Annotated in this window: 11 protein-coding genes and 1 riboswitch; of the genes, 1 reads left to right on the top strand and 10 read right to left on the bottom strand. The window is 69.7% G+C overall.

What is annotated here, in order from left to right; all coding sequences use genetic code 11:
* Nucleotides 1-7: 7 nt before the first annotated feature.
* Nucleotides 8-168: riboswitch (cyclic di-AMP (ydaO/yuaA leader) on the bottom strand.
* Nucleotides 169-474: 306 nt separating this feature from the next.
* Nucleotides 475-2,550, bottom strand: coding sequence for an alpha-galactosidase (locus tag ACFVYN_RS18825; protein ID WP_389999616.1), 2,076 nt, complete (start codon nt 2,548-2,550; stop codon nt 475-477).
* Nucleotides 2,551-2,757: 207 nt separating this feature from the next.
* Between ACFVYN_RS18825 and ACFVYN_RS18820 the strand changes: the two genes are divergently transcribed.
* Nucleotides 2,758-3,555, top strand: coding sequence for a tyrosine-protein phosphatase (locus ACFVYN_RS18820; RefSeq protein WP_389999613.1), 798 nt, complete (start codon nt 2,758-2,760; stop codon nt 3,553-3,555).
* Nucleotides 3,556-3,571: 16 nt separating this feature from the next.
* Here the strand turns inward: ACFVYN_RS18820 and ACFVYN_RS18815 are convergent, their stop codons facing one another.
* The 9 genes from ACFVYN_RS18815 to ACFVYN_RS18775 form a co-directional block, all read right to left on the bottom strand.
* Nucleotides 3,572-3,694, bottom strand: coding sequence for a DUF6126 family protein (locus ACFVYN_RS18815; RefSeq protein WP_389999610.1), 123 nt, complete (start codon nt 3,692-3,694; stop codon nt 3,572-3,574).
* Complete coding sequence (locus tag ACFVYN_RS18810) at nt 3,691-4,296, bottom strand: helix-turn-helix domain-containing protein (protein WP_389999607.1); 606 nt, start codon at nt 4,294-4,296, stop codon at nt 3,691-3,693. Before ACFVYN_RS18810 ends, ACFVYN_RS18815 begins: the two co-directional genes overlap by 4 nt.
* Before the next feature lie 74 nt (nt 4,297-4,370).
* Nucleotides 4,371-5,756, bottom strand: a complete 1,386-nt coding sequence (locus ACFVYN_RS18805) for an aspartate aminotransferase family protein (RefSeq protein ID WP_389999605.1) — start codon at nt 5,754-5,756, stop codon at nt 4,371-4,373.
* On the bottom strand, nt 5,753-7,651 hold the full coding sequence (gene dxs / locus ACFVYN_RS18800) for a 1-deoxy-D-xylulose-5-phosphate synthase (protein ID WP_389999602.1): 1,899 nt from the start codon (nt 7,649-7,651) through the stop codon (nt 5,753-5,755). Before dxs ends, ACFVYN_RS18805 begins: the two co-directional genes overlap by 4 nt.
* A 27-nt stretch (nt 7,652-7,678) precedes the next feature.
* Nucleotides 7,679-8,836: a flavodoxin-dependent (E)-4-hydroxy-3-methylbut-2-enyl-diphosphate synthase gene (gene ispG, locus ACFVYN_RS18795; protein WP_389999600.1), complete on the bottom strand. Its 1,158-nt coding sequence runs from the start codon at nt 8,834-8,836 to the stop codon at nt 7,679-7,681.
* Nucleotides 8,837-8,840: 4 nt separating this feature from the next.
* Nucleotides 8,841-9,863: an adenosyl-hopene transferase HpnH gene (hpnH, locus tag ACFVYN_RS18790; protein WP_352380702.1), complete on the bottom strand. Its 1,023-nt coding sequence runs from the start codon at nt 9,861-9,863 to the stop codon at nt 8,841-8,843.
* Nucleotides 9,864-9,868: 5 nt separating this feature from the next.
* Complete coding sequence (locus tag ACFVYN_RS18785; protein ID WP_389999598.1) at nt 9,869-10,510, bottom strand: 1-hydroxy-2-methyl-2-butenyl 4-diphosphate reductase; 642 nt, start codon at nt 10,508-10,510, stop codon at nt 9,869-9,871.
* Entirely contained in the window at nt 10,510-12,501 is a 1,992-nt protein-coding gene (gene shc / locus ACFVYN_RS18780) for a squalene--hopene cyclase (protein WP_389999596.1), read from the bottom strand. Before shc ends, ACFVYN_RS18785 begins: the two co-directional genes overlap by 1 nt.
* Before the next feature lie 121 nt (nt 12,502-12,622).
* Nucleotides 12,623-13,687, bottom strand: a complete 1,065-nt coding sequence (locus tag ACFVYN_RS18775; RefSeq protein WP_389999635.1) for a polyprenyl synthetase family protein — start codon at nt 13,685-13,687, stop codon at nt 12,623-12,625.
* Nucleotides 13,688-13,719: the final 32 nt, after the last annotated feature.

The raw sequence follows: 13,719 nt of genomic DNA, 5'->3' as shown, positions 1-13,719 counted from the left end.
CATGACGAATTCCTCTCCGGCGCCTGCGAGGTGAGCTGTCGGGTGCGGGCTGGAGATGCCCGGCCGCGTCGGGACGCGACTTGACCCCAAGCCGTTCCGGAGACCGGAACAGGCGTTGTACCTGTGGGTCCCCCGCTCCTGCCTTACACGGGTGGGTGAGTGTGGGGAATCCGTTCGGCGGCAGGATTGGGCGTCCGACCGGATCGGGGGTGAACGTAAGCGAGCAGGACGCAAAGGGACAAGTGAGTGGCTCCCTTTTCCGGCGTTCCTGTTGATCCCGTATGAGAATTACTGGTCACCCTGCGTGAATCGGACGCCCTTCACCCGACCCGAATCTCCTTGGGAAACCTGTGAATTACGTGAACATGACGGGCGACGCACCGTCACGGATATGACGCTGCTCACGTCATGAATTCACAGGAACCCTCACGCCGGAAGGAGTTGGTAAGGAAGCCATCAATTCGGGCACAAGCCCTAGATGCGACGCAGCCGGATAACCGTCGCATCAAGGTCACCGCGCAGACCGGTCCGAAGTCCGTGATGAAGCAATACGCCCCCTCGGTGCACTTCACCCGTTTCGGGGCATTCGTACGACGCTGCCGGGTCGAGCCCGCGCAGCCGCAGCGAGGGGACGGGCTCGCCGTACTTCTGTGCCTGCAGCCAGGCAAGGACGACGGTCTCGTCCCCGAGGACGTACTGCACCGCGCTCAGCCCGCCCTGCGGAGACCGCAGCCGGTAGAGGTCGCCGCGCTGTACCAGCGGCCGGATCTCCTTGTAGAGACCCACCCAGCGTCCGGCTTCGGCGAGCTCCTCCTCGGTCCACTCCGCGAGGTCCCCGCCGACTCCCAGCACCCCGGCCATCGCGCTGACGAACCGGAACCGCAAGGAGCTCACCCGGCCGTTGAGCTGGGTGTTGGGGCTGTCGGTCACCCAGGCGGCCATCACCCGCGCGGGATGGATCTGACTGAAGCCGTGCTGAATGGCGAGCCGGTCGAGCGGATCGGTGTTGTCCGAGGTCCACACCTGGTCGGTTCGGCTGAGCACCCCGAGGTCGATCCGGCCACCGCCCCCCGAGCAGGACTCGAAGGCCACGCCCGGGTGAGCCTCCCGCAGCCGGTCCAAGAGGGCGTAGAAGCCGCGCACATGGTCGACCCACAGGCGCTGCGGATAGGGCTCACCGGGCCAGCCCGCGTCCGTGAAGCAGCGGTTGAAGTCCCACTTCACATAGTCGACCGGGGCCGAGGAGAGCAGGGTGTCGAGCTGCTCCCACAGGTACTGCTGGACGTCCTCGCGCGCGAGGTTCAGTACGAGCTGGTTGCGGAACTCCGTCCGCTTCCGTCCCGTCTGGTACTGCACCCAGTCCGGGTGGGCGCGGTACAGCTCGCTGTCCGGGTTGATCATCTCCGGCTCGACCCAGATGCCGAACTGCATGCCTAGCCCCTGTACGTACTCACCGAGTGGCTTGAGGCCGTTCGGGAAGCGGTCGGGGTTGGGCGCCCAGTCGCCGAGCCCGGCCCGGTCACTGGTGCGGGCGCCGAACCAGCCGTCGTCGACCACGAAGAGCTCGACGCCCATCGCCGCGGCCCGCCGGGCGAGGGTGCGCTGCTGCTCCTCGGAGATGTCGAAGGTCGTGGCCTCCCACGAGTTGAACAGCACGGGCCGGTCCTGGTCCGCGTGCGGGATGACGTACGCCCGCTGGTAGGCGTGCCAGGTGCGGCTCGCGCCGCCGAAGCCGCCGTCGCTCCAGAGTCCGGCGAAGACGGGCGTGGTGAAGGACTCCCCGGCCGCCAGCCGGAGCAGCCCGGAGTCGTCGTATCCGGCGCCACCGGTGATCTGCACGCGCGCGTCGGGCAGTTGCGCCACGGCGATCCGCCAGGACCCCGACCAGCCGAGGGCGACACCGTAGACCTCGCCGCGCTCCTCGGTGGCATCGGTGTCGAGGGCGACCCACGGCAGGTGCTGGTGCCCGGTGTGCCCGCGACGGCTGCCGATGACCTTCTCGCCGTAGGTGAGGGGGGCCTGGGTGAGCAGGGACTCGGCGGCCCAGCGGCCGTGCAACTGGGACAGCCGCCAGCCGTCCTCGCGGTCGGGCAGGGTCCAGGTGGCCGAGTCGGCCCGCAGCAGCTCGACCGGGTCCTGCCCCTGGTTGTCCACGGTCACCCAGCGCTCCAGGACGTCATCGCGCATCCGGTAGTGCAGCGTGACGGCCAGCCCGCCGTCGCGGAACCGCAGCCGCAGCTCGTCGCCCTCGGTGTCGTACGCCTCGAAGCTCCACTCGGTGCCGCGCCGCTCGTCGGTGCGCACGGACAGGGCGGGGCGGGTGAAGCGGGGACCGCCCTCGACCGGGTACTCCTCGCGTCCGTCGAGCGGGGACTCGAAGGGCCAGTAGTCGGGCAGCGGACGGACGGCGAGGGCCTCGGCGTCGGCCAGGGCGATCCTCGGACCCCAGTGCAGGTGCAGCAGCTCGTCCTCGGCGGTGAGGTGCAGGGCGTAACTGCTGGCCGGCCCGGACAGAATCCACGTACGGCCGTTCTCGGCGATCTCCAGCATGGGGCTTCCTCACAGATTCGAACAGGTGCCAACAGGTGCGCTCAGGCGCCAACATCATCAGCGGCCACCGGGCCCGGTTGCAACGGCTGTGGACAACTCGTTGCCGGCCCTGTGGACAAGTCATTGGCCCAGGAATCCATGTCGTATCGTCGAGAGCGTGCCTTCGCCGGCGAGCCGCGCCGACGGAATCTGGCTGGGAGGACCCCCGTGACGCAGCAGATCCCGTCGACCGAACCCGAGCTGGCAGGCGTCCGCAACTTCCGCGACGTGGGCGGGCTGCCGACGGCGGACGGGCGGCGGGTGCGGTACGGAGTGCTGTTCCGCAGCGGCCACCTCGCGCACGCGACCGAGGACGACGCGGCCTTCCTGTCCTCGCTCGGCCTGCACACGATCTTCGACTTCCGCAACGCGGCGGACCAGAAGCTGGAGGGCCCCGACGTCGATCTGCCGGGCGTCACCAACGTGAACCTGCCGCTGAGTGACCCGGCGGAGGGCACCGGGTTCTGGAAGATGGTCCGCGACGGCGACATAGAGCAGCTGCGCGAGCTCCTCGGGGACGGCAAGGCCGCGGAGCGCATGACCAACTCCTACCGCACGATGGTCAAGGAGCGCACCGCCGAGCACTCCCAGGTGCTGCGCTCCCTCGCCGAGGACAGCGTGCCCGCCCTCATGCACTGCGCGGCCGGCAAGGACCGTGCGGGATTGTCCATCGCGGTGACCCTGCTGGCCCTGGGCGTGGAGCGCGAGGCGATCATCGCCGACTACCTGGAGTCGAACGCCAAGCACCGCCGGTACAAGGTGCGGCGCACCAGCACCTCCGCCGACGCCTACTCCCCCGAGGTCATGGAACTGCTCGGCCCCCTGTTCGAGGCCCGCGCCGAGTATCTGACGGCGGCCTTCGCGACCATCGAGGAGACCTGGGGCGGCGTCGAGGCGTATCTGGAAGAGGGCCTCGGCCTGACCCCCGAGATCCGTGAGCGGCTGCGGGAGCGCCTGCTCGACTGAGCCGTGCGTACGACCGCTACTGCCCGGCTCCCACCTCGAAGAGCAGGAACACGAAGGCCGCGAAGAGGTGGCCGACCGCGAGATAGATGATGAGTCGCACCCACAGGGCGCGGGGGAACTTCTCTTCCATGTCGCTCACGGCGTCTCTCCAGGGGTGGGGCCCAGGCACAGCGTGGCCGTGGGACTCTGCAGCAGGGTGTGGACGAACAGGAGCTCGACGCCGTCGGGATCCTGGGCGGCGATGCGGTGCGGGGTCAGCGAGTCGAAATGCGCGCTGTCACCCGGGCCGAGCCGGTGCGTGGTGTCGCCGAGGCGGAGCCTGAGCCGCCCCTTGAGGACGTACAGCCACTCCTCGCCGGGATGCACCCGCACGATGTCGCCCTGGGACCCGTGCGGCACCTGCACCCGCAGGGCCTGCATCCCGCGGCCCGCCGCGCCAGCCTGGACGTAGGTCCAGCCGCCCGCCACGGTCGGTTCCATGTCGGCGGCGCGCACCACGGCGTCCCGGTCGGCTGCCGTCTCACCGAGCAGCTCCGAGACGGTCGTACTGTAGATACGGGCCAGCGAGAGCAGCATCGGCAGTGACGGCTGGCGCTGTCCGGTCTCCAGCCGGGAGAGATGGGCGGGCGACAGGCCGGCGGCTCCGGCCGCCGCCTCCAGGGTGAGGGAGGCGCGGCGGCGCAGCGCGCGAAGCTGGGGAGCCACCGTGGGCAGCTCCGTGAAGGCTTCGGGAATGGTCATGCCTCCATTGAGCCGGAGGCTTGCCTCCGCGGCAAATTTCTTGCCTCAGAGACAAAGTCCGTCCGAGTGGGCCGTTACCGGTTGGCCACCGCCTGCTTCACCAGCGTCTTGCCGAAGTCCCACATCAGCCCGCCGCCGCTGTGCGCGTCGTCCATGACGTCGGTGAAGGCGTCGACGAACCGGTCCACCTCCTTCTCCCCGACGACGAGCGGCGGGATGAGCTTGATGACCTCCAGGTGGTCGCCGGAGACCTGGGTGAGGATCCGGTGCCGCTGCAGGAGGGGGACGACGACCATCTGCGCGAACAGGCCCTTGCGCGCGGCCTGCAGCATGGTCCAGCGGCTGCGCAGCTTCAGCGACTTCGGCCTGCCGAACTCGATGCCGATCATCAGGCCCCGGCCGCGGACGTCGGCGAGCAGCTCGTACTTGTCGATCAGTGCCGCGAGCCGGGACCTCAGCAGGTCGCCGGTGGCGCGGGCGTTCGCGACGATCTGCTCGTTCTCCATGACCGACAGGACGGCGAGCCCGGCCGCCATCGCCTGGGCGTTGGAGCCGAAGCTCGCCGAGTGCACCAGCACCCGGTCCATCGACGAGTAGACCTTCTTGAAGATCCAGTCCTTGCCGAGGGTGGCGCCGACCGGGACATAGCCACCGGAGAGCGCCTTGGCCACGCACACCAGATCGGGCTCGACCCCGTCCTCGTGCTGGTAGGCGTAGAAGTCCCCGGTCCGGCCGAGCCCGGTCTGCACCTCGTCGGCGATGAGCAGCGCCTTGTGCCGGCGCAGCAGCTCCTGTGCGGCGCGCAGATAGCCGGGCGGCGCCTCGTGCACCCCCTTGCCCTGGATCGGCTCGACGACCAGGGCGGCGACGTCGCCCTTCTTCAACTCCCTTGCCAGGGCGTCGAGATCGCCGAGGGGTACGGCGGTGTCGGGCAACAGGGGCGCGAACCCGTCCCGGAAGCCGTCCTCGCCGTTGACCGACAGCGAGCCCGTGGTCAGTCCGTGGAAGGCGTGCTCGCAGTACAGGACACGGGGCTTGCCGGTCGCGTACCGGGCGAACTTCAGCGCGGTCTCGACCGCCTCGGTGCCGCTGTTGCCGAAGAACACCCGGTCCAGGTGCGGGCTGTAGGTGAGCAGCTTCTCGGCCAGCAGCCCGGGCAGTGGCTGGCAGTCGAAGCGGGTGAGGTCGGCGAGCTGGGCGTCGAGGACGTCGTGCAGCGCCTTGCGGACGACGGGATGGTGGCGCCCCAGGCCCATGACTCCGAACCCGGCGAGCATGTCCAGGTAGTCGTTGCCGTCCGCGTCCCAGAAGTAGGCGCCCTCGCCGCGCTCGTAGACCTTGTCGAAGCCGATGGTGTGCAGCATGCGCGGGAGCTGGTGGTTCAGATACCTGCCGTGCAGCTCGTAGCGTTCGGCTCCGCGTTCGGCCAGGAGTCTGCCGAGGTCGAACTCCGTGCTCATTCAGCCTTCTCCCTGACGTCGGCCTGTGCCTTCACGGCCAGGCTCGCGCTGATCCGTCCCGCCACCTCGACCGGCGTCAGACCGATGTCGGCGAGCACCTCGCCCCGTTTGGCGTGCGCGAGGAACTGCTCCGGGATCCCGAACCGCCGTACCGGCACGTCGACGTCGGCGTCACCGAGCGCCAGCGCGACCGCCGCTCCCACCCCGGCGGCCCGGCTGTTGTCCTCGACCACGGCCACCAGCCGGTGCTCGGCGGCGAGGCCCGGCAGCGCGGGGTCGACGGGCTTGACCCAACGCGGGTCCACCACCGTGCAGTTGATGCCCCGCGCTTCCAGCAGCTCGGCGGCCTGGAGGCAGACGGACGCCATCACGCCGACGGCGACGAGGAGCACCTCGGACCGCTCCCCGCGGTGGAGCACGTCCATGCCCCCCACGTGGTCCACCGCGGGGACCACGGGCCCCACCGACTCCTTCGGGAACCGCACCAGCGTCGGCGCGTCGTCCACGGCGACCGCCTCCCGCAGCTGCGCCCGCAGCTGGTCGGCGTCGCGGGGTGCGGCGATCCTCAGCCCGGGCACGACCTGGAGTATCGACATGTCCCACATGCCGTTGTGCGAGGCCCCGTCCACGCCCGTGACCCCGGCCCTGTCGAGGACGAACGTGACCCCGCACCGGTGCAGGGCGACGTCCATCAGCAACTGGTCGAAGGCCCGGTTCAGGAAGGTGGCGTACACGGCGACGACCGGGTGCAGCCCACCCGTGGCGAGACCGGCCGCGGAGACCGCAGCGTGCTGCTCGGCGATGCCGACGTCCCACACCCGGTCCGGGAACCGCGCCGCGAACTTTCCGAGACCGACCGGGTGCAGCATGGCCGCCGTGATCGCCACGACGTCCTCGCGCTCCTGGCCGATCGCCACGATTTCGTCCCCGAACACCGAGGTCCAGGAAGGCCCGTTGGACGGGGCGAGCGGCTCGCAGGTCAGGGGGTCCATCACACCGACGGTGTGGAAGTGGTCCTCCTCGTGGGCGAGGGCGGGCTCGTAGCCGCGCCCCTTCTCGGTGAGGCAGTGGACCAGCACCGGCCCGTGGAAGCGCTTGGCACGCCGCAGAGCGGACTCGACGGCCCCGATGTCATGTCCGTCGATCGGGCCGACGTACTTGAGCCCGAGGTCCTCGAACATGCCCTGCGGCGCGAAGGCGTCCTTGAAGCCCTTCTTCGCGCCGTGCAGGGACTCGTAGACGGTGTTGCCGACCAGCGGGGTCTTCAGGAGTACGTCCTTTCCCCAGGCCAGAACCTTCTCGTAGCCGTCGGTCGTGCGCAGGGTGGCCAGGTGGTTGGCGAGGCCGCCGATGGTCGGCGAGTACGACCGCTCGTTGTCGTTGACGACGATGATCAGCGGCCGGTCCTTGGCGGCCGCGATGTTGTTCAGCGCCTCCCAGGCCATGCCGCCGGTCAGGGCACCGTCGCCTATGACCGCGACGACATGCCCCTTCTCGCCCTGGACCTGGCGGGCCTTGGCGAGTCCGTCGGCCCAGCCGAGCGCGGTGGAGGCGTGGCTGTTCTCGACGACGTCGTGCTCGGACTCCTCGCGCGAGGGGTAGCCGGACAGACCGCCCTTGCCGCGCAGCTTGGAGAAGTCCTGACGCCCTGTCAGGATCTTGTGCACATAGCTCTGATGGCCGGTGTCCCAGACAATGCGGTCGACCGGCGACTCGAAGACCCGGTGGAGCGCGATGGTCAGTTCCACCACCCCCAGGTTGGGCCCGAGGTGTCCGCCGGTCCTGGCGACCGCGTGCACCAGGAACTCCCTGATTTCCTCGGACAGTTCGCCGAGATCCGATTCGGACAGCGCCTTCAGGTCGCGTGGTCCCCGGATGTTCTCCAGAATGGTCACGCTCGGGCCCCCTTCGGTCCGTGCTGTTCAACTCACGGTGACGGCCGGCTCCCCCGACGCGACGCCGTCCTGCTCCATCTGTTCGGCGATCTTCATCGCCTCCTCGATGAGGGTCTCCACGATCTTCGACTCCGGAACGGTCTTGACGACCTCGCCCTTCACGAAGATCTGCCCCTTGCCGTTGCCGGAGGCGACCCCCAGGTCCGCCTCCCGCGCCTCGCCGGGACCGTTGACCACACACCCCATCACCGCGACCCGCAAAGGCACTTCCATGCCCTCCAGACCCGCCGTGACCTCGTCGGCCAGCTTGTACACGTCCACCTGCGCACGCCCGCAGGACGGGCACGAGACGATCTCCAGGCGCCGCTGCCTGAGCCCGAGCGACTCCAGGATCTGGATGCCGACCTTGACCTCCTCGGCGGGCGGCGCGGACAGGGACACGCGGATGGTGTCGCCGATCCCCCTCGACAGCAGCGCCCCGAAGGCCACCGCCGACTTGATCGTCCCCTGGAAGGCGGGACCGGCCTCCGTGACCCCCAGGTGCAGCGGGTAGTCGCACTGCTCGGCGAGCTGCTGGTAGGCGGCCACCATCACCACGGGGTCGTTGTGCTTGACGGAGATCTTGATGTCCCGGAAGCCGTGCTCCTCGAACAACGACGCTTCCCACAACGCCGATTCGACCAGCGCCTCCGGGGTCGCCCTGCCGTACTTCTGGAGCAGCCGCCGGTCCAGCGACCCGGCGTTGACCCCGATCCGGATCGGCGTGCCGTGGTCCTTCGCGGCCCGCGCGATCTCCTTGACCTTGTCGTCGAACTGCTTGATGTTCCCCGGATTGACGCGTACGGCCGCGCAGCCGGCCTCGATCGCCGCGAACACGTACTTGGGCTGGAAGTGGATGTCCGCGATCACCGGGATCTGCGACTTGCGCGCGATGGTCGCCAGGGCGTCCGCGTCGTCCTGCGTGGGACAGGCGACACGGACGATCTGGCAGCCGGACGCGGTGAGTTCGGCGATCTGCTGGAGGGTGGCGCCGATGTCCGACGTACGGGTCGTCGTCATCGACTGCACCGACACCGGCGCCCCGCCCCCGACCGCCACCGGTCCGACGTGGATCTGCCGCGACACGCGCCGCTCGGCGATCGGCCGGACCGGTACCTCGGGGACGCCCAAGGAGATGGCGGTCATGGCGCTACTCGCGGTTTCCGGAGACGGTCTCACGCATGGCCCGCAGCGACTCCTTGAGCGAGCCCATGGTGGCGAGGACAGCGGTCGGCTCGTAGCCGCAGTGCGCCATGCAGTTGGCGCAGCGCGGGTCCTTGCCGCGGCCGTACTTGTCCCAGTCGGTCTCCTCGATGAGTTCGCGGTACGTGGGCACGTACCCGTCGCTCATCAGGTAGCAGGGCCGCTGCCAGCCGAACAGGGAGTAGTTCGGGATCGCCCAGGCCGTGCACGGGAAGTCGACCTTGCCCTCCAGGAAGTCCAGGAAGAGCGGGGAGTGGTTGAGCCGCCACTTCTTGCGGTTGCCGCCCGCGAAGGCCTTCTTGAACAGCTCACGGGTCTGCTCCACGCCCAGGAAGTGCTCCTGGTCGGGCGCCTTCTCGTAGGCGTAGGCGGGCGAGATCATCATCTCGTCGACCTTGAGGTCGTCGTTGAGGAAGTTGAGCACCTCGATGATGGTCTGCGGGGTGTCGGTGTTGAAGAAGGTCGAGTTGGTGGTGACCCGGAAGCCGCGCTTCTTGGCCTCCTTGATCGCCTCCACCGCCTCGTCGAACACACCCTCCTTCGCCACGGACTCGTCGTGCCGCTCGCGCAGTCCGTCGATGTGCACGGCGAAGGCGAAGTAGGGGGAGGGCGTGAACTTGTCCATCTTCTTGCGCAGCAGCATGGCGTTGGTGCAGAGGAAGACGTACTTCTTCTTCGCCACCAACTGCCGCACGATCTCGTCGATCTGAGGGTGCATCAGCGGCTCACCGCCGGCGATGGACACCATGGGCGCACCGGACTCGAGAACCGCCCCCACGGCCTGGGCCACCGGCATGCGCTGCTTCAGCACCCCCGCCGGATGCTGGATCTTGCCGCAGCCCTCGCACTTCAGATTGCATGCGAAAAGAGGTTCCAGCTCCACGATCAGCGGGAACTTCTCCCGCTTGCGGAGCTTTTGTTCGGCCAAGTATGTAGCGACCTTGATGGACTGGCGCAGCGGCATGGCCATCTGGCTCACCTCCGGGGGAGCAGCAAGGAACGGTGCCATTCGTAAAATGCGGGAAGGACGGAACGAAGAACGCGGAAGGCTGATATTCCACCGCGTACCGTGCCGATCCGGACGAGTTCATGTTGTGGAGCGTCGACGACCACCCGGACGGCCGCAACCGGGCGTTCGCCCGCCCGCACGGCGCTGAGGAGCGTGGCCGCGGACTCCATGTCGACCGCGATCGCGCCGGTCGCGAGCAGCTGCGACCGCTCGTGACCGCGAACGACGTGATCGGAGCCGGTGAGGGGTCCGGTGTGCACGGTACGTCCCGGCAGGGCCCGTACGAGCTCCTTGACGAGCAGGTCGGTCTCCAGACACGGAACGGTTCCGTCCGGATCCCGGGTCTCCTCGGCGACCACGAGGTCGCCGGGGTGCATCCCGGGGGCGAGGCCCGCGCAGAACCCGGTGGCCAGGACGGCGGCCCCGGCGAGGGCGGGGTCGGCCAGCCGCCGGGTGACGGACCGCTGCGCGGCCTTGGGGCCCATGCCCGTCCTGAGCAGGGTGACCGGCCCGCCGGCCCCGCCGCGGTCGCCGGTGCGCAGGGCGAGGTGCTCGATGCCGAGAGCGCAGGCGATCAGCAGCGGGGCGGTGGCGGGCTGGGTGCTCATCAAAGGGCCTCGGTCCGGGAGAACGGTTCTCCGTGGACGTAGCGGCCCAGGGCGGTGAGCGGGAAGACCTGCCGGTAGAGGTGGTAGTTGATGGAGAAGTCCCAGGGGAAGCCGGTGCCGGTGAAGTAGGGCTCGTCCCAGGAGCCGTCCTCGCGCTGGGTGCTCGCGAGCCACGCGATGCCGCGCTCGACGGCCTTGGAGTCCTTCTCCCCCGCGGCCAGCAGGGCCATCAGCGCCCAGGCCGTCTGCGAGGCGGTGGAGGCACCGCGGCCGCTCCACTCCTTGACGTGCTTGTAGGAGCGCAGGTCCTCGCCCCAGCCGCCGTCGTCGTTCTGCACCTTCTCCAGCCAGGTCACGGCCCGCCGGATCGCCGGGTGCGAGGCGGGCAGTCCGGCGGCTGTCAGCGCGGGCACCACCGACCCTGTCCCGTAGATGTAGTTGACGCCCCAGCGTCCGAACCAGGAGCCGTCCGGCTCCTGTTCGGCGAGCAGCCACTCGATGCCGCGCCGGGTGCGCGGGTCGTGGGCGAGCCCCTCGACGGCCAGCATCTCCACCACGTGCGCGGTGACGTCGGCGGACGGCGGGTCGATGACCTCGCCGAAGTCGCAGAACGGCAGCCGGTTGGGGAAGGGGCTGGTGTTGTCGACGTCGAAGGCGCCCCAGGCCCCGTTCTTCGACTGCATCCCGAGGTTCCAGCGCACCCCGCGCCCGATGGCGTTCTCCACCCGCTCGGGGTCGTGGTGTCTGACCCGGCGCAGGGCGAGAGCGACCTCGGCGGTGTCGTCGATGTCGGGATAGTTGTCGTTGTGGAACTCGAACGCCCAGCCGCCCGGCGGGAGTTGGGGCCGCTTGACCGACCAGTCACCGGGCCGGACGATCTCCTCGCCGAGCATCCAGTCGGCGGCCCTGACGATCTGCGGGTGGTCGGCGGGCACACCCGCGTCGACGAGCGCGATGGTGGCGAGGCAGGTGTCCCACACCGGCGACTGGCAGGCCTCGATCATCCGGGACCCGTCCTCGCGCCAGATGGCGAACCGGTCCAGGGACTCCAGACCGGCCCGCATGACCGGGTGCTGGAGGTCGTAGCCGAGCAGGTGCAGGGCGATCACCGAGTACACGGCCGGAGGCTGGATGCCGCCCCAGCAGCCGTCGTTCTCCTGCCGCTCGATGATCCAGCGGGCCGCGCTGTTCATCGCGGCTCTGCGGAGTCTGCGCGGGGCGACCTTGCGCAGCTGGTGCAGCGCCCTGTCGAGACGCTGGAAGGCGCCGTCCCAACTCGCCACCGGGGCAAAGGGCTTGGCGGGGTTCGGGTCGGCCGGGTCGATGTGCAGTTCGTCGAGCGGGAAGGGCGCGGGCCGCACCGGGCGCTTCGCGGAGACGATCGTCAGCGGGACGATGGTCTGGCGGGCCCAGCAGCCGAAGTCGTAGATGTTGAGCGGGAACCACTTGGGGAAGTAGATGAGCTCCGGCGGGAGTTCGGGCAGGTCCTCCCACTTCCACCAGCCGAACAGGGCGAGCCAGATCCGGGTGAACACCCGGGCGGCGGCGATACCGCCCTGGGCGCGGATCCAGGCGGAGGCCCTCGCCATGTGCGGGGCGTCGGGGGCGTCGCCGTCCAGGCGGAGGGCGACGTACGCCTCGATGGTGGTGGACAGTTCGCCGGGCCCGCCGTAGAAGCTCGCCCAGGTGCCGTCCTCGCGCTGCTCGCCGCGGATGAACTTGGCGGCGGCGCGGGTGGTGGACTCGTCGCGGATGCCGAGGAACTGACGGAGCAGCAGGTCCTCGGCGTCCATCGTGACGTTGGTCTCGAGGTCACCCTTCCACCAGCCCTCGGCGTCCTGCCGGGCGAGCAGATGGGCGGTGGCGCGCTGGACGGCACGCACGGCGGTTTCTTGTATCCCGGCCGCGACGGGGGTGTCGAGGTGGGTTTCGCTGGCCGCGGCAGCGCGGGGCGGCAGGGCCCCGGTGCTTCCGTCGGTCGTCGCTGTCATGGCTTCCCCTTCGTGCAGTGTGCAATGTGGTGCTCTGCTGTGGGTCCGCCGTCGGCCGGTGCCTTTCCTTTCCTCGCAGCACCGGCCGGCGACTACGCGAGGGCTATTCGACCGATAGTGATCATCTCTTTCGTACGACGACGAAGTCGGCGAGCGCCGTGAACTGTGCCCGCACCCGGTCGGGCATGTCGATGGCGTCCAGGGCTTCGATGGCGATGGTGTGCTGACGGCGGGCCTCGGCGGCCGTCCACTCGCGGCCGCCCGCCTCCTCGATGAGGGCGGCGCGGGCCGCGAACTCCTCCTCGGAGAAGTTCTCGAAGTCGCTGCTCTTGGCGTCGGCGGCGAGGATCTCGCCGAGCCGTTCGGAGGCGGCACCGCCCGCCGCGAGCGCGGCCACGACCGGCAGTGACTTCTTGCGCTGGCGCAGATCGCTCCAGGTCTGCTTGCCGGTGGAGACGGGGTCGCCCCAGATGCCGAGGAGGTCGTCGACGGCCTGGAAGGCGAGGCCGAGGTGGTAGCCGTACCTCTCCAGGGTGTCGGCGGTGCGGTCGTCCGCGCCGCCGAGCACGGCGCCGATGGAGCTGGCGCAGGCCAGCAGGGCGCCGGTCTTGTTGCCCTCCATCTCCAGGCACTCCTCGACGCTGACGCGGTCGCGGTGCTCGTAGGAGATGTCCTGGGCCTGGCCGTCGATCAGGGCGCGGGTGGCGGTGGTCAGACGGCGGGTGGCGCGGCCCGCCTCGACGGTGCCGAGCTCCAGCAGGACCTCGTTGGCCAGGGCGAAGAGGGCGTCGCCGACCAGGATGGCCTGGGCGGGGCCGTGCACCTTCCAGACGGTGTCGCGGTGGCGGCGCTGCTCGTCGCCGTCCATCAGGTCGTCGTGCAGCAGGGAGAAGTTGTGGACCAGTTCGACGGCGACCGCGCCCGGGATGCCGGTCTCGGGCGGGGCGCCGGTGACCTCGGCGGAGAGGACGGCGAGGGCGGGGCGCACGGCCTTGCCGCCGTCCCCGTCCGCCGGGTTGCCCTGGGCGTCGATCCAGCCGAAGTGGTAGGCGGAAACGGTGTCCATCGGGGATGCGAGGCGGTCGACGGCCGCCTTCAGCACCGGAGTGGCCAGGGTCCGGCCGCGCTCCAGGAGCGCGGTCACGTCCACCGCGTTCCTCGCAGCGGCCGTCTCGGCCGGGGGCACAGTGGGCACAGTCTCTCCTCTTGTTGCGGTAC

This window comes from Streptomyces sp. NPDC058307 (assembly GCF_042880295.1).
Lineage (GTDB): Bacteria > Actinomycetota > Actinomycetes > Streptomycetales > Streptomycetaceae > Streptomyces.
This window is presented reverse-complemented; position numbering and strand designations above follow the sequence as displayed.